A 21,069-nucleotide genomic window follows, 5' to 3' on the forward strand; every position below is an offset into this window, starting at 1 on the left:
GAATTCCCAATGAAAATTTTCAGGAAAGAAACCCTTATCCTTATTGAAAAAAATTCTGAGAAAAAATTCAAATATTTTTTTTGGAGAATTTTTCAATTTCTTGGAGAATTGAATCTTACAAGCAGAATTCTCAATGAGAATTTTAGGAAAGAAATCCTCATTCTATTTGAAAAATAATTCTGAGAAAAATTCAAATATTTTTTGGAGAATTTTTCAATTTCTTGGAGAATTGAATCTTACATACAGAATCCTCAGAAAAAATTTTAAGGAAAGAAATCCCCATTCTACTTGAAAAATAATTCTGAGAATAAATTCAAATATTTTTTTTGGAGAATTTTTTAATTTCTTGGAGAATTGAATCTTACAAGCAGAATTCTCAAAGAGAATTTTTAGGAAAGAAATCCCTATCCTATTTGAAAAATAATTCTGAGAAAAATTCAAATATTTTTTTTGGAGAATTTTTTAATTTCTTGGAGAATTGAATCTTACAAGCAGAATTCTCAAAGAGAATTTTTAGGAAAGAAATCCCTATCCTATTTGAAAAATAATTCTGAGAAAAATTCAAATATTTTTTTGGAGAATTTTTCAATTTCTTGGAGAATTGAATCTTACATACAGAATCCTCAGAAAAAAATTTTAGGAAAGAAATCCGTATCCTATTTGAAAAATAATTCTGAGAAAACTTAAATATTTTTTTGGAGAATTTTTAATTTCTTGGAGAATTGAATCTTACATGCAGTATCCTCAGAAAAAAATTTTAGAAAGAAATTCCTATCTTATTTGAAAAATAATTCTGAGAAAAACTTAAATATTTTTTTGGAGAGAATTGAATCTTTTTTCAAAAAGAGTTTTAGAAAAAATCAGATTTTGTCTGACAAAAAACAATTCTGGAAAATATCAAATGAATTTCCCAGAATTAAATTAAAATTTAGCTTTTAAATCTTCAACAACTTTATTTGTTAATAATTCTCCACGAAGATCCTTATATAAATCTGAAAGAAAATATTTTGTTCCACCAGCAACTCCTTCTGTAATCAAAATTTCATCATCCTTTAACTTACTCAACAAATACTTAATCTGATTTCTATTTAAAGAATTTTTTAAATGCTGTTCTATTTCCCCAATTTTCATTTTTTTCCCTTGCAAAAGTAAAACGATGGATTCTACTTCTGTGGCAATATATTTTTTGCCGATCATTTGCATTTCTCCCTCTAATTTATGAAAATCCTCTGTAAGAATATATCTGTTAGTATGTGTGGACACAGGACGAATAAGCCCCAGTGTTAGTAATTGGCTTACTATATTTTCTTTTAAATGAGCAAAAATTCCTTTTCTTACTTTATATAGTGTGATAATTTGTTCCACCCCTAATTTAGGCTCTTTATCACTATTTTGATATTCATTGATAAAAACATGAAATGCTTTATCAGTAATTTGTGAGTATAATCCCAATGTAACTTGAAACATATCAGAAGGTGAGTAATCTGGTTCAGGCTTGCCTTCAGAAAGGGTTAATGAAAAAATTTTATCTACTCCCTGACCGCTTCTCTCAACCAAACCTGTTTTTTCTAAAATATCCGTCAATAGTCTGCTCCTTGGGGTACTGCTTACTGTTAGAATATTTTCAATATTAACCCCTTTAGGAAATCCTCCAGGATTAGTTATAATAATTTTATTAGGGTATTGTTTTATAACTACTTCACTGGATATACTATAATCCCGATGTGCTACTGCATTAAGAATTGCCTCTCTAAGAACAGCTTCGTTGAAATCATAAATATCATAAATATAGGTTCCATTTTGTATAGGATGCTTTTTATTGAGAAGTGGTTGGTTAATCAATTTCCAAACTTCTTCTACTGCTTTATATAATGGCCCCTCAATAACGATTCTATTATCAAAATGAATTTGAACTTCAGAGGTTCGATATTCCCAAATAATTTTGCATTGAGGTAATTTAGTATGTAGAACCTCCTTTTTAGCTAGCAAAATGAGACATGCATAATTAAGTCCGGAAGGTGTTTTAAGCTTTAAATCTGTCAGAATTTGCTCTTGGCTTAATTGTCCGAATAAAGGATTACGCTGCTTAATTGCATAGTTATCTTTCAAAATTGTAAATGCTTCATCATCAATATCATCTAATGTAAAGCCTTCAACAATTTTTGCCGAAAAATCAGGTTCTTGTTCGGATAGTATAGCAAACATTTCTTCATCACTCATATTACGTAAACTATCACCTACCCGCATAAGTGGTACCCCTTCAAATTTCAGCATTTTACCAATAGGTCTTGTAGGAATATGAGAAACCAATACTCTTAATCCATTTTCATCAAATAATTCTTCAAGACGAATTCTTATTTCCAACTTTTCATATACAGCGTCTTCTAATCCACCGAGCGTTCCTTTTGCAAAATTACTCCCAACCACAGTGTGCGGAAAAGCATCACTCATCCCGAAAATTAATTTACCACCTCCCTCGTTAGCTAGTGCAACAATATAACCTAAATAACATTTTCTTCGGTTTTCCTGTTCTTTATGTGAACCTCCATTAAAGGGGAAATTATTTTTAGCTTCTTTGAATTCTACTTTATCTTCCGATTCTTTTAGATATTGTAGTTCTTGTATTGTCATAAATATGGTGTTGTTACAAAAATATTAAAATTAAAGAAAGTATGTACCTTAAACAAATAGAAAAGATTTCAAATTTATGATTCCATATTAAAAAATACTGTCGATAACCAGATCCACTTCATTAGTCGAAAAATCTTCAAGGTAACTTTCAGTTGTACTAAGTTTCTTATGTCCCAAAGACTGTTTGATAATATTGATGTTTACATCTTTTCTCAAAGCTGTTGTCGCAAAAGTATGCCGGGCTGTATAGAATGTAATGTGCTTATCTATTTCACATAATTTAAGGAGATATTTCAATTGCTTATTGTAGTATTTTCTTACTGAATATTTTCTATTATATAATTCTTCCGCGGAATATTCTTCCTTATTCATTTTCAAAATAGGAAATATATAAGGGGTATCGTAAATCCTGTATTTCCTATAGAAATTTAGCACCTCTCCAATGATTTCATTTTTTGGTAATTTCACATTGATATGTGCTTTCGTTTTTATCCTGCTATAACTAAATTTTAAATCTTCCAAATGTGACCATTCTAATTCTGCCAGATCTGTAAAGTTCATCCCTCTCGCGTAATAACTGAAGATATACAGATACCTTGCATGTCTGACAGATGGAGCTTTCTCCGCATCAAAATCAATAATCTTTTCGAATTCTTGTTCAGACAAAGCCTTTTTCTTTTTTTGACTTTTTAATTTCGATATTTTATATCCTTCTTTTGAAAAAGGATAATGGATTTTGGAGACAACTTTTGCTTTAATTGCTTTGTTATAAACCATTCTGATATTCCTCATGTAGACGGCAATCCCGCCATCATCTGCATTTTTACGGAGATGTCTCTCGAAGCCGTTTAAAAAAGGTTCGTCAATATCTTCAAACCTGTATCTATCAATATTCCTTTTAAATTTTCCGAGGGCTCTTATTGTTGTTTCCAAGGAAATTTTATAGCTGATTTGTCCGTTTTCCTCCATCATTTTAATCTCTTTTTCAAAAAACTCTTTGAGTAGGATTCCGGAATTTCCACGAAGACGATAATGGTTGTCAAATTGTATTAAAGTAACCATTCCCTGCTCTTTTTGGATTTTCTCGATAATATCGGTTGCCTCATCTTTTAGGGTTCTCAAAGATGAATTAAAGGAAAGATGATTTCTAAATTTAGAATTGAACTCCCCTGTTTTAGAATTCCATTCAATTAGCTTACATTTGTACGGAGTAGAATAAAATTTTGACTTCCTGTTTATTGTAACTCTCAAATAAATAGGAAATAGCCCGTCTTGTAATGGATTCTTTTTGCAAATGGTTTTAATACTTGGTTTCATATGTTTAATTTTTAAGTATAACATCAGTACAACATGTTGTACTTGATACTCAAAATGGATGAAACCAAAAATAGACACCCAACACCTTAACTCAATGCAAATCAGCATATTTGAAGCTAAATACAAATAAATGAAACCCTATGGTTTTCATCTGTTAATCAGAGGGTCGCTGGTTCGAGCCCAGCAGGAGGAGCAAAAAAGACTTACATTTCTGTAAGTCTTTTTTCATTTTATAAATCCTTAAAACAGCATCTGAATATGCTATAGAGATTGTGACTTATACTCTCTTTTAATTCCCTGATTATTATATTTTAAGCATTAAAACTTTCCGATTAATTTTTAACCCTTACATATATTATTTTCGTTACTTTTGTCGTTTTATAGGATAGAATAAAAATATTTTATTTTTTTACCTGTTTTTTTAATAAACTGCATGCTTTTTGTTTATGATAATTGCCTGAAGAAACGAATGATGTTAAACAATAACTCCCAAAAACACTATCTTTTATTTTTCTTTCTGATTCTCGCCGGTTCCGTATGCGCTCAAAACAAAGCGAGCGGTAAGGTGGTTGACGAAAAGAACAGTAAAGAACTCAATAAAGTTGATATCTTTATCAACGACAGTAAAACACCTGCCCTGACGACAACTTCAGGCAGTTTCATCATTCAGTCTGATAGCATCATTCATCAGTTAAAATTTTCCAGAAAAAATTATACTACAGAAACCCTTGATATCACTCCCGAAAATGCTGACAATATTTTCGTACAGCTTTCGCAGGCTAAAGTAAGTGATATTCAGGAAATTGTTCTTCAAAGCGGAAAAACAAAATACAAAAGCAAGAAAGAAAATCCGGCTTATGCCATTATGCAGAAAGTCTGGGCACAAAAAAGAAATAACGGACTGGAAAAATTCGATACCTATTCTTATAAAGAGTATGAAAAAACACAGTTTGACCTGAACAATCTTGACAGCGCATTCATGAAGAAAAAGATTTTCAATAAATTGGATTTCATTTTCGATTATGCAGATTCCACAGCAAGCGGAAGACTTGGACTTCCTATTTTCCTGAACGAAGCCGTTTATGAAAATTACGGTAAAAATAAACCCGAAAAGGACAGCAAAAGAACATTAGTAGCCCAGAAGACTTCAGGTTTTCAGGACAATCAGGTGATTACGGTTTCGGCTAAAAACTTATACCGTGATATCAATATCTACGACAATACTCTGAATTATTTCGATATCGGATTCCAGAGCCCTGTTGGAAGTGATGGTTTTGGCACTTACGATTATAGCCTTATGGACACCATTACGATTCGTGGTGAGAAAGCCTTTCAGATAAGGTATCAGCCCAAGAGAAAAGACATTCTCGCATTCCAGGGAAACCTTTATATTGATACCGATACTTATGCTGTTTTAGGAGCAACATTAAAGTCAACACAGAAGATCAACGTCAACTTTGTCAACAGTGTGTATACTCAGGTAGAATACGACAATCCTGATGACGCTACATTTCTTCCTAAAAAACTGATCACCGAATTTGAAATGAGTCCTTTCTCAAAAAAGAAAGGCGCAAAAAGTATCATCGCCAAAAGATCGGTAGATTATTCCGAATATCAATTCAACAAACCTCTTGACCCTAAAGTATTCAAACGTACCGAAGAAGAATACGAAGACAAGTTCACCAATAAAGACGATGCATATTGGACTAAAGCCAGACCTGACACTTTATCTAAAGCAGAACAGGGCGTTTATAACATGCTTGACCAGCTTCAGCAGACTCCGAAATTCAACCGAATGGTAAAACTGTTTGAAACGCTTGGTTCAAGGTATTATAATGCCTTTAAAGGAATAGATATTGGTCCTATTTTCTCAATTTACGGAAGAAATGAAGTAGAAGGTGACAGAATAAGATTAGGAGCAAGAACCTATTTCGGATTGAATGATACCTGGAGAGCTCAGTTTTATACAGCGTATGGGTTCAAAGATCAACAGTTTAAATATGGAGTGGAAGCAAGATATATGTTCAATAAGCTTAACCGCTTTATGATTGGAGCAGGCACCAGCAGAGATATTGTTCAGCTTGGGGGACAGCTTACATCAGGTGATGGTGTTACGCCGCAATCTTCATCTACCAGTACCTTTTTTGCAAGAGGAGAAAACATTTCTTTAAGTTCGGTAAACAAAACAAGCGTTTTTGCTGCTATTGAACCATGGAAAAATTTCCAGATCAGAGTAGATGGAGTAATGCAGAGTATTAAGTCTGCTATTCCTGAGAAATTCAATCTGATGTATTATAAAGACGGGCAGTTGAGACAAACAGTTAATGACTCGCACGTTACCATCAGTTTAATTGCCAAACCTGGTGCAAAATTCTCACAAACTGGTATTGACCGCTACCAAGCCAGAAACTTGGCTCCAACTATCGTTTTAAGATATACACGAGGGATTGAAGGATTATTTAATGCCGATTTCAATTATGACAAACTTCAATTCATGCTTTATAAGCCGTTTTTAATTGGAAGTATGGGCAAATTAGTGGTTAATTTCGAAGCTGGAAAGAATTTCAATACAGTTCCTTTGGCACTACAGAATATTATTCCTGCCAACCTTTCCTATGGTCTGGTACCGAATACATTCTCTCAGCTTAACTATTATGAGTTTGTTACGGATGCGTATACGACTCTTCAATTAGAACACCATTTTAACGGTAAGATCCTTTCTTACATTCCTTTGATTAAAAAGCTAAAATTGAGAGAAGTTGCCTTTATCAGAGGAGCGTATGGAACACTTAGCGATGCTTCCAAAGCAATTAATGTAGAAGGTTTTAAATATTCTGCACCAAGCGAACATATCTATTATGAATATGGATTCGGGATTGAAAATATAGGAATTGGAAACCTTAGAATCTTCAGAGTGGATTTCAACTGGAGAGGAAATTATCTGGACAGACCGGATATCTCTAAATTCGGGGTTAAAGCAGGATTCCAGGTAGGATTCTAAACGGAACATAATATAAAACAAGTTCGGCGGCTTCTTTGAAGCCGCCGAACTTTATTGTAAAGCTTTAATTAAAAGCATTCGCAAGGCTCTTCTACATCAAGAAGGCAACGCATTTTCTGCTCCTTTGTCAGTCCACACCACGTACTACATGAAGTAATTGGCTTTGGTGGACACCATACTGTACCCGCTCCTCCGTTGATTTCTTTAAGGCTCTTTTTCGTTAATTTTTTCAAATTTTTCATGATTGTTTAGTTTTATTTGTTGCCTACTCTCTTTGCTTTTCGGCTTCCGCAATGATTTTTTATTGGTTTACGGACAAATATATCAATATTTCACAACCACGAGATATTATTTAACGTTTTTTAATATTAAAAAAAACTGAACACTATCAAAGGTTCAGCTCTATTTGTGATCTTAAAGAAGATTCGGATTATACTTTCCGATACTATTCAAAACATTCTGTGCATGGCTGAGAAAGAATACAGTGTGATTTCTGCCATGGAGTCCATCTGCACCACTCATCACAAGACTGAAACATGGAAGGACATTCTGCTGCTACACCTCCGGTTAATGCTTTTAAATTCTTTCTGGTTAATTTTCTTACATTTTTCATAGATATTTTGTTTTAATATAGGCCTACTCTTTTGCTTTTCGGCTATCGCAACTGAGTCAAAACTGAACAGTTAACAAATATAAAATATTTCACGAATAAATGAATATATCAAAAACAGCCAATAAAAAAACCTCAGTAAAAACTGAGGTTTTAATTTTTATAAAACGCTTAAATTATGCGTTTGGCTCTACAGATACGAAAGATCTGTTGTTTGCTTTCTTTCTGAAAACTACTTTACCATCTACTAATGCAAACAAAGTGTGATCTTTACCGATTCCCACGTTATCACCTGGGTGGTGCTGAGTACCTCTTTGTCTAACAATAATATTTCCGGCAATAGCTTCTTGTCCTCCGAAAATCTTCACACCTAATCTTTTAGAGTGAGACTCTCTACCGTTCTTGGAACTACCGACTCCTTTCTTGTGTGCCATTTTATTACTGGATTATTTATTAAGTGCTTTAAATTGATCGATATTCTTAATGATAGCAGCATCTACTTCTTCATGAGTAAGAATATTCTTTTCTAATTCAACTTTAACTGCTTTACCTAAAGTAATTAAAGTTTCTCTGTTCTCTTTAGACTGAGACAAGTTGTTTTTCTTTAAGTGATAGTTCAATTCGTGATCTTCACCAAAGTTAACAGTTGCGTTGTCTGAAAGAACTTCACCTTTCACAGTTTCTTTTTTAGCAGCAGCTTTTTTAGCTCCACCCTCAAAACCTGTAATACCAGTGATTACGATTTGAGTTAAAGATTGTCTGTGACCGTTTTTCACTTTGTAACCTTTTCTTCTTTTCTTTTTGAAAACGATTACTTTATCAGCTTTAACGTGGTCAAGGATCTCTGCTTCTACAGTGATTCCGTTTACAGCTGGGGCGCCTACAGTGATTGCACCGTTTACAGTAAGAAGAACTTTATCGAAAGAAACTTTTCCTCCTTTATCTCCTTTTAAACGGTTTACAAACAACTTCTGGTCTTGCTCAACTTTGTATTGAAGCCCTGCTATTTCTACAATTGCAAACATTGTTTATAAATTTTTAGTTATTTCGAGGTGCAAATATACATATAAATTTCTAAATAGCTTACAATCAAAGCAATGTTTTTTTAATTAAAATCCTATTCACTATGTTTTGAATAATTTTTTTCAATAATGTACTCACACTTAAGAGATAATTTCATACCTTCGTTTTACCAAATTGAATTTATATATGAAAAGAAACTTTAATCTCTGCTTACTAGCAGGTGCCATTGCTGTTACTTCATTAACAGCATGTAGCGATGACCAAATGGACAACAATGTTCAACCTCAGCAAGAAGCACTAAGTGCAAAAATTGATCAGCCTGGGGATCTTGAAAAAATCTGTTCTTATGTAGACAACAACTGGAGTACGAATTCAGTTCTATTGACAGGGCTTCAAAACTCCACAGACACCAATTTTATGAATGCACAAATGACTAAAATTGCAAGCATGTGGGGAAGAAGCAATCCTCTTCTGAGATTTGTAAATGACCCTACTAATTTTAATTCTACCTACAATGCTATATCTTATGGCAATGGAAGAATTTATTACGGTTATGCGATCTATTATGATGCAAAAGCTAAAGGCGGTGATATTGTAAACGCAATGATCCTTGCCCACGAGTACGGACATCAGCTGCAGTATATCTTCAATCTCCCTTCTGTATCAGAATCAACGTACAGACCAAACGAGCTTGAAGCGGACGGTTTTGCAGGATATTATTTGAGAAGACCTAACGGATACAATAAAACCAGTTTCGCAGAAATTGCAGCGGCTTATGAATTTGCTCAAAGCATTGGCGACTATCAGACAACCAATGTAAACCATCACGGAACACCTGCACAGAGAAGATCAGCAGTTCGTTTAGGATTCCTTTTAGGACAGTATGATCTTAATGCATCCAATTTCGATTACAACTTCTTCTATTACTATCAGGGAGTATTAAATGGTACTTACAAGATGGCTAAGAACACTGTAAATCCAGAAATTGACGCATACATGAGTCAATATATTGATGAGCTTAGAAAAATTCAGTCAGGAGAAATTTCTGCGGAAGAATTTAAACATCTTCAATAAACAAGAACATTCATTTTTAGCATATTTAAGAAAGGAGGCGGGCAGTATGTACCGCCCCTTTTTTTGTTTTTAATTACTATTCTATTTTATCAAATCAATTTCTTTGTATTTTTGAAACAACAAAAAAAAACACCCAAGTAACTATAATGAACAGAGATCTCTACATTGATTTCGCCAAAGGATTGGCAACACTCTCCATCATATTTATCCATACAGCATTCTGGTCTGGACAATTTTATATTCCCGCAGAAGTAAGAGTTTTCTCTCTGGTTTTCGATGTAGCCCTTTTTTATGCACTCAGCGGTATTACTTCCGGAGCCAATATTGAAAAAACATTATACCGTCTTCTGAAGCTTCAGATAACCTATATGATTTTTGTAACCTTTCTGTTCTTTTTAGATTACTTTTTTAAAGTGTTTGGGTTAAGCTTTTTTTCCATGGAATGGCTTCAGAGCTTTTACTCTACATTTGGTTCAAAATATTCTACAACCAGCATTTCAACATACCCTCAGTGGCAAAACCTGGGAAACTGGTATCTTCATCAATACACCAATGCTGATACTTTTCCGGTAGTAATGGGAAGTTTCTGGTATCTTAAAGTGTATTATGTACTCACTGTTTTCGGAGTGCTTATCCTAAGGTTTTTCCCAAAACATATCAATTGGTTCATTGGACTTTGTATTGCTTTAACCTTATTATTCAACATCTTCCCGGAATATTATCCTACAGGACAGGTGGGATACGTAGCTTTTTATCTTGCTGTATTCTTAATTGGCCACAAAATGCGTGGAAAAAAGATCCCTACCAAAGCCATTCCTGTATTATATGGACTTGTAGGAGCAGCTCTCATATGGATGTTCTGGTACTACGGAGGAGACATCTTCTATAAAATCAACAAAAATAAATTCCCTCCAAAAATTCCTTACATCATCTGGGCATTATTCTCTCTGGTGACCTTATTTATTCTTTACAACCGATTGAAAATCACAAAAGAAAACTTTATTACCCATATCGGAAAAAATGCTATTTTCTTCTATTTTGCACAGGGAATCAGCTCTTCGCTTGTCTATTTTCTGGTCGTTCCGTTAAAAGAAAATATGCCATGGTGGCTTTTGATGCTCATTATTTATGGGATTAATATCATTTTAGCTTTCATTATTTCTGCAGGATTGAAAAAAGTAGATGCCACAGGTTGGAATATTCTGGAATTCTTAAGAAAAAAGACCGCATCTTAAGACTTTAAGGATCAAATTGAAATAAAGTCACATTTCTTACCTCAATTTGTTTAAATTTACAAAAATTTTACAACATGTTTAAGTTGAAACTACCTACCGATCCAAGGTGGGCAAATATTGCAGAAGGAAACATTGGAGAAATTTTAACGGATCATGCCTGGTGCGAGCAGAAAGCAGCTACCAATGCCATAGGCCTGATAACGATGCTTCCGGAATATCCTGAGATTGTGACTGAACTTCTTGCCATTGCACAAGAGGAACTGGATCACTTCAATCAGGTACATGAGATCATCAAAAAAAGAGGCTTTACTTTTGGAAGAGCAAGAAAAGATGATTACGTGAATGAACTGGCAAAATTTATTGTACAGGGAAGCAGAGAAGACCTCATCGTAGACAAAATGCTTTTTGCCGCTATGATTGAAGCCAGAAGCTGCGAAAGATTCAAAGTTCTGACGGAAAATATCAAAGACGAAGAACTTAAGGTTTTCTACAAAGAACTGATGATTTCTGAGGCCAATCATTATACTACTTTCATCGGATTTGCAAGACAACTCGGAGATCCGGAAAAAGTAAACCAGCGTTGGGAAGAATGGCTGGAATATGAAGCCAATATTATTAAATCCTACGGAAATAAAGAAACCATACACGGTTAACATAAGAATAGTAAAGAATACACCTTGAAGAAGCCAAGCTTTGAAAATATCGCCAATATGTTCCTGAAAAACTTTTTTCAGGGATTGGTTATCATTGGACCTATCGGGCTTACCATTTTTGTAATCTGGTATATTGTAAGCGCAATTGACAATCTTGTTCCTTCTCTGGCCAAGCAGATTCCTGGGCTTGTATTCGTATCTATTATACTTTTTACTGCTATTTTAGGATATTTAGGAAATAAATTCGTGGTCGGAAGATTCTTTTTCGATACCATGGACAGCTTACTGGAGAAAACTCCGGGAGTAAAACACATTTACACTCCTACGAAAGACGTCATGTCTTCATTCGTAGGTGACAAGAAAAAATTCAACGATCCTGTATGGGTAAAAACCAACGAGAATCCGGAAATCTGGAGAATCGGCTTTTTAACTCAAAAAGAAATGTCGGACGTTGACAAGCATAATTACGTTGCGGTATACCTTCCCCACTCGTACGCCATCTCGGGCTGGGTAATTGTTACTGAAGAAAAAAACATCAAACCTGTAGTGGGAATGACAGCAGCTTCTGCCATGAAGTTTGCAGTGAGCGGCGGTGTAGCCGGATTCCATTCTGATGAAAATATATTTAAGGCTCCCGAATAATCTCTTTCCTTTCCTTATTTATAACATTGATGAATTTTGAAAAATTATTTTCAAGCACATTTTCTTTACAAACAATTTAAAACATAATTTAACTCATGAATTTACCGTACGCGGAACCTTTCCGCATTAAAATGGTGGAAGAAATCTATCAATCCACCAGAGAAGAAAGAGAGCAATGGCTTAAAGAAGCTAATTATAACCTTTTCAACTTAAGATCTTCACATGTTTATATTGACCTGCTTACCGATTCAGGGACAGGAGCAATGTCTGATAAACAATGGTCTGCTTTGATGACCGGAGACGAAAGCTATGCCGGATCACGTTCTTTTGAACAGTTACAGAAAACCGTTGAAAAAATCACAGGATTCAAATATTTATTACCAACACACCAGGGAAGAGCTGCAGAAAACGTTCTTTTCTCAGTATTGGTAAAAGAAGGCGACGTAGTTCCGGGAAACTCGCATTTTGATACAACAAAAGGGCATATCGAAATCAGAAAGGCACACGCAATTGACTGTACAATTGACGAAGCTTTTGACATTAATGATCTTCACCCATTCAAAGGAAATATCAACCTTGAAAAACTTGAAGAAGTTTATAAAAGCCACCCTAAAGAAAACATTCCATTCTGTTTAATTACCATTACTTGTAACTCTTCTGGTGGGCAACCTGTTTCTTTGGAAAATATGAAAGCAGTAAAAGCTCTTTCTGACCAATACGGAATCCCTGTATTCTTTGACTCAGCGAGATTTGCAGAGAATGCTTACTTCATCAAAAAAAGAGAAGCAGGACAGGAAAACAGAAGCATTAAGGACATCTGTAAAGAGATTTTCTCTTACGGAGACGGAATGACAATGAGTTCCAAAAAAGATGGTTTGGTAAATATCGGAGGATTCATTGCTTTGAACAACGAAGAAGTTTTCAGAAAAGCTTCTAACTTCACCATTATCTACGAAGGTTTCATTACCTACGGAGGAATGGCCGGAAGAGATATGGCAGCACTGGCAGTAGGTCTTGACGAAGCTACTGAGTTTGCTTACCTTGAAAGCAGAATTTCTCAGGTCGAATATCTTGGAAATAAACTGATTGAATATGGAATTCCTGTTCAGAAACCTATCGGAGGACACGCTGTATTCATCGATTCTTTAAACTTCCTTCCCAATGTTTCCCGTGAAGAATATCCGGCTCAGACATTAGGTCTTGAAATTTATAAAGAAGCAGGGATCAGAACTGTAGAAATCGGGACTTTACTGGCAGACAGAGATCCTGCTACAAGAGAAAACCGTTATCCGAAGTTAGAACTGGTACGTCTGGCAATTCCTAGAAGAACGTATACCAACAACCACATGGATTATATTGCTGCTGCCATCAAAAACGTATACGAAAGACGTGACGAAATAGCAAAAGGATACAAGATTACGTGGGAACCGGAAATCTTAAGACACTTTACTGTTCAGCTTGAAAAAGCTTAATTATAAAACCGGAATTTTTTCCGGTTTTTTTATGCCTAAAAACTCAAAGTTTGTTTGCAAAAAAACAATCTGATTCTTTACATTATCAAAACAAACTATCACCTGACAAACACAGATAAATCAATCATATTTTTTTATTACATATTGTATCTTAACCTGATTTCGGGATAAGAATTTCTGATTGAGATGGTTTTGAAGCTGGGAGCTGGAAGAAGGAAGGTATGAAGAGCATCAACAATGGCTGTTTCTCTTTTTTAAGAGTCAATTTCAATTTGTTTAAACTTTTGTTTATTGAAACATTAAGATGTATTAAAGTGTTGAGAGTATTAAGATGAGCTTCGCTTTAAGCTTAAAATCAGAATGATTCATCTTAACTATACTTTATTTCTTAAATCCTTCTTAAGGGTTTTAATAGATATCCAATATTTTTTGATAAGTTGAAACAACTTCTGTATTTACTTGTGAAGCGGCTGTAATTTTATAACTAAAAATAATTACCTCCATCCTATTTCTTCCAGCTTCCAGCTTCCCGCATTCAATATTACTTTACTTAACCCGAACTCAGGCTATCTTATGCTCTTCGTTTTATTTTTCATAAAATCAAAATCAAATTGACTCATTTTTTGAAATAGTGAAGGTTTTTAATTTTAATTTTGCACTTACCTAAGGGAGATTAAAAAGATACTTAAAAAACCAACCTGAAAAACACTTTATTCCGAAAATGAAGAAAATTGCTGTCGTGGGCGCCGGTATTTCTGGCTTGAGCATGGCGAATTACTTAGAAAAGCACAAAATCGACTACCACATTTACGAAAGGAGAAAAAAAGAAGATCTGGCTGGTCACGGTTTTCTCATTCCACAGGAAGGAATGGATTATCTTTACCAGATTATTGACCCTGAACTGCTTCTTAAGCATGGAAACTTTCTAACAAAATACACAAAGTATTCTCATACCGGAAAAGTTTTGGCTGAAAAGAAACTGGAGCACGTTTTCGCTATTTCAAGACACTCATTAATCAATTTATTATCCCAAAACATTGCTCCGGAAAAGATTACATACGAAGAAACCATCATTATTGATGATTTACAGAACGGTAAACTGAAGCTTTCAGGCGGAACGATTATTGATGCTGACATTGCTGTCATCTCTGATGGTTCCAGAAGCCGGATCAGAAAACATCTTTTTAAAGATGAAATGATGAGGGCAGTAAGAGAAAGTGAAGTCGTGAATATCATTCAAAACAAAGAAATTGCAGATTCTATTGAAAATGATTTTATGAAGTTTCACCATGAAGACGGAGGCCTTACTTTCGGGATTCTTAAACTTTCTGATGATACTGTTCTTTGGTATTCACAGTTTGACAACCAAAAATATATGATCAATAAATGTTCTGTGGAGAACTTAAGAAAATACATGATTGAAGTTTTTGAAAACTGGCATCCTCTAATCCCCGAAATCATCCAAAAATCAGACTATAAAAATGTACATTTATGGAATGTTTATGAACTTGAAAAACTCAATCCATTTTATCAGGAAAACACAGTATTCATAGGTGATGCAGCGCACCCACTGATTCCATTTACCAGTCAGGGAGTTACCTCTGCCCTGAAAGACTCGCTCTTATTAACGAAATATTTAGTTGAAGAAGAAAATATACAGACCGCTTTCAGTAAATACGAAGCAGAGAGAAAACCTGAAATCGAGGTTCATATCAACAACGGAAGGATATTACTCAATCAGTTTCTGCTTCCGCTAAGCCAACAAACAGAAAATATTTTACCCATATCTTATAAATAATGATGTTCACCAATAACGATATCAATTTTGAAGCCCTGAAAAGAAAGGCGTATAACGGAAGATGGGCTACGCTTGAAGACGGAATCATTCCTCTTACAGCAGCTGATCCTGACTTCAGAACAGCACCTGAAATAGAACAGGGAATTATTGAATACCTGAAAGACGGTTACCTCAGCTATGGCCCGTTTTCCGGACTTCCGGAGTTTAAGAAAAGCGTTGCAGATCATTTTAACCTGGAAAAACATGGAAGTTTCTCACCGGAGAATGTTCTGGCTGTCAACAGTGCTGCCCAGGGAATGTTCCTTATTGCATCTTATGTTCTCAATCCCGGAGATGAAGCCATTATTCTGGATCCTGTAGATTTTCTTTTCAAGAAATCAGTAGAAACTGCAGGTGGTAAAGTAATGCTCTGCCCTGTGGATACTACAACAGGAGAAATTGATTTTGAAAAACTGGTTTCTTTAATCAATCCCAGGACTAAACTTATCAGCATATGCAACCCGCACAATCCGCTTGGAAAAGTTTATTCTAAGGAAGTATTGATAAAAGTAGCAGAAATTGCATCTGCTCATGATCTTTGGGTAATGAGTGATGAAATCTGGAGTGATATTATTTATGATCATAAAGACTTTCATACGTATTCTTCCGTTTCGGAGAAGGCAAAGAGAAAGAGCTTTACCGTGTATGGGTTTTCAAAATCATTTGGAATAGCAGGATTAAGAATTGGAGCTGTACTCTGCAATGATCAGGATATTCTTGAAGATTTCACAGAGAAATCTAATTTCAACTCCACCATAGAAGGTGTTTCTACGCTGTCTCAGATTGCAGGAAGTGTAGCACTGGAGAAGGCAAAACCCTGGTACAAAGAGTTCTTAACTCATTTACAGAGCAACAGAGATCTTGCTTTTAAATTATTAAGCCGTTCAGAAATAGTAACTCCCAATCTCCCTGAAGCCACTTTTGTCCTGTTTCCGAAGATTGAAAACGGAATGTCCAGTGATCAATTTGCCCAACATGTCCTGACACACGGAAAGGTTGCCATTGTTCCCGGATCGGAAAGATGGTTCGGAAAAGGAGCGGAAGGACATATCAGAATTTGCTTCTCCACCTCACAGGAAATTTTAGAAGAAGGGATTAACAGAATCATTACCAGCTTTTAACATTAAAAATTTTAATTAAATTTAAATAATAGATTATTATTTTTCTGAAATTATCACAAATCAACACGGAATTAAGATTTTCGTACTAAATATTTAATTTTAGTATTGATTTAAAAATAAATATTGATAATTTTGATCGAATCATCACTCAAAATTATTAATATGAAAATAAAATACATCAGCATTATATTCCTTGGAGTTTCTGCCTTCTCCTATGCCCAGCAGGTAAAAGATACTTTGAAAGAATCAAAGATTGACGAAGTGGCCATTACCGGGAGCCGAAACAAGAAAAGAACAGTCGTAAACACGCCTGTTCCCATCGATATCATAGACATTAAACAGGTAAGCCAGTCAACTGGACAGGTGGAAATCAACCAGCTTTTACAGTTTTCCGCACCTTCTTTCAATTCTAACAAACAATCAGGGTCTGACGGTGCCGATGCAGTAGATCCTGCCACTTTAAGAGGCTTAGGTCCTGATCAAACTCTACTTTTGTTAAATGGAAAAAGATATCACCAGTCTTCACTGATCAACCTTTTCGGAACGAAAGGAAGAGGAAATACGGGATATGACATGAATACAATCCCGATTGGCGCCATAAAAAGAGTGGAAGTTCTTCGTGACGGAGCTTCTGCACAATATGGATCAGATGCTATTGCAGGAGTTATCAATGTTATTCTGAATGACAGAGACAAAGGTTTTGAAGGAAATGCTTTTTATGGAATGAATCTTTTCAAAAGTCCCGGAAACAATGATGTTGTATCAGACCATAAAGTGGATGGAAATACCTTTGATTTCAATGGAAATTTAGGGACTAAAATAGGATCAAAAGGCGGTTTCGGAAATTTCACCGTAGAGTTTGTGAATAAAGATTACGCTATACGAAATGCAAATCCGGATGTTTATACCTCTCCCAGACAGCGTTTTGGAGATGCAAAAGCTCAGAACATTTACTTTTTCGGAAATATTGAAGTCCCATTAACTGATGGTCTGAAGTTTTATTCCCGCCAAGGTTTTTCACATAGAAATACTAAGGCTTACGCGTGGACCAGAACCCCTGATGCAGATGGTAATATTCCTGAAGTTTACCCTACAGGATTTAACCCGATTGAAAATACCAGCATTACGGATTTTACGTTTGACAACGGATTAAAGTTCAAAGTTGCAGACTGGGATGTAGATTTTTATAATGCTTTTGGCAACAACAGATTCACTTATCAGATAGACAATACAATTAATGCCACTTTAGGAGTCAGATCTCCTACAAGCTTTAATGCAGGAGGGCATTCTCTGCTGCAGAATACAACTGGGTTTAATGCTGTGAAACAATTCAAAGTACTGGAAGGACTTAACGTTGCTTTCGGATCTGAATTCAGGTATGAAAAATTTGATATCATCAAAGGAGAAGAAGCTTCTTACGCTATGTATGATGTCAATGGAAATCTTGTGACTCCAAGCACTCCTCAAAACTTATTGGTTACGAATCCTTCAAGTGGCAATGTAAGGCCAGGTGGCTCACAAGGTTTTCCAGGCTATTCTACAGACACAGGCAAGAGCAGAAATAACTTCGCAGCGTATGTAGATACTGAATTGGATGTTACTAAAAACTGGATGATAAGCATTGCCGGAAGATTTGAAAATTATAATGATTTTGGAAGCACTCTGAATGGTAAATTTGCCACAAGATATGCTATCACGCCACAGTTTGCTTTCCGAGGATCTGTTTCTACTGGATTCAGGGCGCCTTCTCTGGCTCAGAAATACTACAGCCAGCAGTTTACAAACTTCCAGGGCGGTCAATTGGTTACAATCCAGCTGGCATCTAATGACAGTAAAATCGCAAGCAGCCTGGGAATTCCTCAATTGAAGCAGGAAACCTCCGTGAATGGAAGTGCCGGATTTACCTTCAATACAGGAAAATTTACGGCAACCGTAGATGGTTATTACATCCGTGTTAAAGACAGAATCGTTCTTACCGGATATTTTGCACAAGCAGACTTGCCGGCAGATGTTCAGGCAGAAAACCCATTTATTGACCAGGTACAGTTCTTCTCTAATGCCATCGACACGAAAACAAAAGGAGTTGATGTGATCTTAAGCTATACTGAAAATATCGGTTCAGGAAAACTGACCGCTACCCTAGCCGGAAACTATAATGATATGAAAATCACAAAAGTGAATACTTCAGAACAGTTGGCAGGGAAAGAAGATATTTACCTGAGTGCAAGAGAAAAAGCATTTATTCTTGCTTCTGCTCCGAAGACAAAAGTGAATTTAAACCTTAATTACAGGCTCAACAAATTCAATGTAAACCTTCAGATGGTAAGGTTTGATAAAGTAACGCTGATTGGCTATGATGACTCAGAACAGGTGTATAATCCAAAAGTAACCACCGATCTTTCTTTCGGTTATGAATTCTGCAAGAACCTGAATCTTACTTTAGGAAGTAAAAACCTGTTCAACAGATATCCTACTCTACAGACCACTCATGTATCCGACGGAAATACGGAAGCTGGAGGTATTTTTGACCCTGTACAGATGGGATTTGCCGGAAGACAGGTTTTTGCCAGACTTAATTTTAAGTTTTAAAAGAATAAAAAAACTGTATCAAAATGTCATTCTGAACGAAATGAAATGTAGTGAAGAATCTTATGTTATTGGTTTATAAATGAGATTCTTTGAACGACGTTCGCAGACCTGCAGTCTTTGTCAGAATGACAAAGGTAAAATTATTAACCTTTGATACAGTTTTTTCCTATTTTTTTGAAATTTTATAAAGCTTACCGCTATCTGTTACTGCATACAGATTTCCATCCATTCCGTTCAATACATCACGGAAGCGTTCTTTCTGATCCGCGAGAAGACGCTCTTCTCCTACTACTCTATTATCTTTCATGACAATTCGGTTAATGTGTTCGCCGCTTAGACATCCAATAATAAGATTACCTTTCCATTCTTCAATATTTCCTGTATAGAAAGTAATTCCACTTGGTGAAATCACAGGATCCCAATAATAGACAGGTTGCTCGGTCCCTTCTTTTTGGGTGATTCCCTGCCCTACTTTATCTCCTGAATATTCAATACCATAGGTTACATCTCCCCAGCCGTAATTTTTTCCCGGCTGGATCAGATTGATTTCATCACCACCTCGTGGTCCCATTTCCACATCCCACAAATTTCCGTTGGGATCTATAGCCATTCCCTGCGGATTTCGGATTCCATAAGCATATATTTCAGGCTTATAACCGGATTTTCCAATAAAAGGATTTCCTGGTGCAGGTTTACCATCTTTGGTAATCTTTAAAATTTTTCCGAGATAATTATCTGTTTTCTGCGCATATACACGGGTAACTTTGTCTGATCTTTCTCCTGTACTGACAAATAAATTTCCATCTTTATCAAAAGCCAGACGGCTTCCGTAGTGCTTATCTCCGTCATAAGAAGGTTCAGCACGGAAAATCACTTTTACTTCTGAAATATTTTTAAGATCTGCAGAAAGTTTCCCTTTTGCTACCGATGTTAAATTTCCTTTTCCAAATGGCTCCGAGAAGCTGAAGTAAATAATATTGCTGGTTTTAAAATCAGGATCAAGAGCAACATCCAACATTCCACCCTGTCCTTTTGAATCTACTTTTGGAAAACCTTCAATTTTTGAAACCTGTTTACCATCTGTTGAAACAACATTCATATACCCTTTCTTATCTGTGATGAGAAATTTTCCGTCAGGCAAATTAATAATCCCCCAAGGTCTTCCTAAATCTTTATTCAATATTTCAACATTATAGGCTGTTGTTGTCTTTACAGCTTTAATTCTGGTCTGCCCTTTAAATGCCGGCTTATAGTCGGAATTAGGATTATCTGTTTCCACACTTCCGTCATTTCCTGTCTTTTGAGCATTCGCATGATTCTCTTTGCATGAAGATAAAAAAAGAAAAAGGCTTACTACAGGAATGTAAAATTGATTGATTTTCATATTATTATGATTAGGTTTCATACATCGAATGGAAAAATAATGCCAATAAAGTTTGCATATATTAATTTTTATTCTACATTTGTAGAACAAATTACAAACTTGTAGAATGAAAGAGATCAAACTAACCGATTCTGAAAAAGTCCTTATGGAAATTCTTTGGGAAAAGAAAACTGTTTTCATGAAGGATATTCTGGAAGCCTATCCGGAGCCAAAGCCTGCAGCAACTACTATTGCGACCTTGCTTAAAAGAATGCAGAACAAAGAACTTATAGGCTATAAACTCTATGGAAATTCCCGCGAATACTATCCAAAGGTAGAGAAGGGGGAATATTTCAAGGAAGAAATGACTTCCATGATTGACCGTTTTTTCAACAGCTCTGTGACCCAGTTTGCATCATTTTTTACTTCCAACGCAAAACTTAGCCAAAAGGAACTGAAAGAACTTCGTGATATTATTGACGAACAGATAAAAGAATAAAT

17 protein-coding genes are annotated in these 21,069 nt (G+C 35.3%); 10 read left to right on the plus strand and 7 right to left on the minus strand.

What is annotated here, in order from left to right:
• Positions 1–921 precede the first annotated feature (921 nt).
• Both ACKTTZ_RS07280 and ACKTTZ_RS07285 read right to left on the minus strand, forming a co-directional pair.
• Positions 922–2,631, minus strand: coding sequence for an ATP-binding protein (locus ACKTTZ_RS07280; protein ID WP_184190034.1), 1,710 nt, complete (start codon positions 2,629–2,631; stop codon positions 922–924).
• An 87-nt stretch (positions 2,632–2,718) separates the two neighbouring features.
• A complete protein-coding gene (locus ACKTTZ_RS07285; protein ID WP_407848118.1) occupies positions 2,719–3,948 on the minus strand; it encodes a site-specific integrase in 1,230 nt (409 codons plus the stop codon).
• Between the two features lie 469 nt (positions 3,949–4,417).
• On the opposite strand from ACKTTZ_RS07285, the gene ACKTTZ_RS07290 reads away from it, so the two are divergent.
• A complete protein-coding gene (locus tag ACKTTZ_RS07290) occupies positions 4,418–6,949 on the plus strand; it encodes a DUF5686 family protein (protein WP_253317795.1) in 2,532 nt (843 codons plus the stop codon).
• A gap of 68 nt (positions 6,950–7,017) precedes the next feature.
• On the opposite strand, the gene ACKTTZ_RS07295 is transcribed toward ACKTTZ_RS07290, so the two are convergent.
• The 4 genes from ACKTTZ_RS07295 to rplU all read right to left on the minus strand — a co-directional run bounded on the left by ACKTTZ_RS07295 (position 7,018) and on the right by rplU (position 8,584).
• A complete protein-coding gene (locus ACKTTZ_RS07295; protein WP_156106379.1) occupies positions 7,018–7,191 on the minus strand; it encodes a bacteriocin-like protein in 174 nt (57 codons plus the stop codon).
• 203 nt (positions 7,192–7,394) lie between these two features.
• Positions 7,395–7,562 (minus strand): bacteriocin-like protein, encoded by a 168-nt coding sequence (locus ACKTTZ_RS07300; RefSeq protein WP_156106380.1) that lies wholly within the window; start codon positions 7,560–7,562, stop codon positions 7,395–7,397.
• Positions 7,563–7,735: 173 nt separating this feature from the next.
• Positions 7,736–7,993 (minus strand): 50S ribosomal protein L27, encoded by a 258-nt coding sequence (rpmA, locus tag ACKTTZ_RS07305; RefSeq protein WP_002984034.1) that lies wholly within the window; start codon positions 7,991–7,993, stop codon positions 7,736–7,738.
• 12 nt (positions 7,994–8,005) lie between these two features.
• A complete protein-coding gene (gene rplU / locus ACKTTZ_RS07310) occupies positions 8,006–8,584 on the minus strand; it encodes a 50S ribosomal protein L21 (RefSeq protein WP_076597840.1) in 579 nt (192 codons plus the stop codon).
• A gap of 184 nt (positions 8,585–8,768) precedes the next feature.
• On the opposite strand from rplU, the gene ACKTTZ_RS07315 reads away from it, so the two are divergent.
• The 8 genes from ACKTTZ_RS07315 (at position 8,769) to ACKTTZ_RS07350 (ending at position 19,205) form a co-directional block, all read left to right on the plus strand.
• Positions 8,769–9,656, plus strand: coding sequence for a metalloprotease (locus ACKTTZ_RS07315; protein ID WP_034692758.1), 888 nt, complete (start codon positions 8,769–8,771; stop codon positions 9,654–9,656).
• Between the two features lie 146 nt (positions 9,657–9,802).
• On the plus strand, positions 9,803–10,891 hold the full coding sequence (locus ACKTTZ_RS07320) for an acyltransferase family protein (protein WP_407848122.1): 1,089 nt from the start codon (positions 9,803–9,805) through the stop codon (positions 10,889–10,891).
• A gap of 74 nt (positions 10,892–10,965) precedes the next feature.
• Complete coding sequence (locus ACKTTZ_RS07325) at positions 10,966–11,544, plus strand: tRNA-(ms[2]io[6]A)-hydroxylase (protein ID WP_034692763.1); 579 nt, start codon at positions 10,966–10,968, stop codon at positions 11,542–11,544.
• Between the two features lie 24 nt (positions 11,545–11,568).
• Positions 11,569–12,186 (plus strand): DUF502 domain-containing protein, encoded by a 618-nt coding sequence (locus ACKTTZ_RS07330; RefSeq protein ID WP_034692765.1) that lies wholly within the window; start codon positions 11,569–11,571, stop codon positions 12,184–12,186.
• A gap of 95 nt (positions 12,187–12,281) precedes the next feature.
• Complete coding sequence (locus ACKTTZ_RS07335) at positions 12,282–13,658, plus strand: tryptophanase (protein WP_034692767.1); 1,377 nt, start codon at positions 12,282–12,284, stop codon at positions 13,656–13,658.
• A 721-nt stretch (positions 13,659–14,379) separates the two neighbouring features.
• On the plus strand, positions 14,380–15,456 hold the full coding sequence (locus ACKTTZ_RS07340) for an FAD-dependent monooxygenase (RefSeq protein ID WP_407848125.1): 1,077 nt from the start codon (positions 14,380–14,382) through the stop codon (positions 15,454–15,456).
• Positions 15,456–16,616 carry a pyridoxal phosphate-dependent aminotransferase gene (locus tag ACKTTZ_RS07345; RefSeq protein WP_407848127.1) on the plus strand — a complete coding sequence of 387 codons (1,161 nt, stop codon included), beginning with the start codon at positions 15,456–15,458 and terminating at the stop codon, positions 16,614–16,616. The genes ACKTTZ_RS07340 and ACKTTZ_RS07345 overlap by 1 nt, the downstream gene beginning before the upstream one ends.
• A 162-nt stretch (positions 16,617–16,778) precedes the next feature.
• On the plus strand, positions 16,779–19,205 hold the full coding sequence (locus tag ACKTTZ_RS07350; protein ID WP_253317791.1) for a TonB-dependent siderophore receptor: 2,427 nt from the start codon (positions 16,779–16,781) through the stop codon (positions 19,203–19,205).
• A 166-nt stretch (positions 19,206–19,371) separates the two neighbouring features.
• Here the strand turns inward: ACKTTZ_RS07350 and ACKTTZ_RS07355 are convergent, their stop codons facing one another.
• On the minus strand, positions 19,372–20,589 hold the full coding sequence (locus tag ACKTTZ_RS07355; protein ID WP_407848129.1) for a PQQ-dependent sugar dehydrogenase: 1,218 nt from the start codon (positions 20,587–20,589) through the stop codon (positions 19,372–19,374).
• A gap of 106 nt (positions 20,590–20,695) precedes the next feature.
• Between ACKTTZ_RS07355 and ACKTTZ_RS07360 the strand changes: the two genes are divergently transcribed.
• Positions 20,696–21,067 carry a BlaI/MecI/CopY family transcriptional regulator gene (locus ACKTTZ_RS07360; protein ID WP_047428710.1) on the plus strand — a complete coding sequence of 124 codons (372 nt, stop codon included), beginning with the start codon at positions 20,696–20,698 and terminating at the stop codon, positions 21,065–21,067.
• Positions 21,068–21,069: the final 2 nt, after the last annotated feature.

The organism is Chryseobacterium sp. KCF3-3 (genome assembly GCF_045865955.1).
Taxonomy (GTDB): Bacteria; Bacteroidota; Bacteroidia; order Flavobacteriales; family Weeksellaceae; genus Chryseobacterium.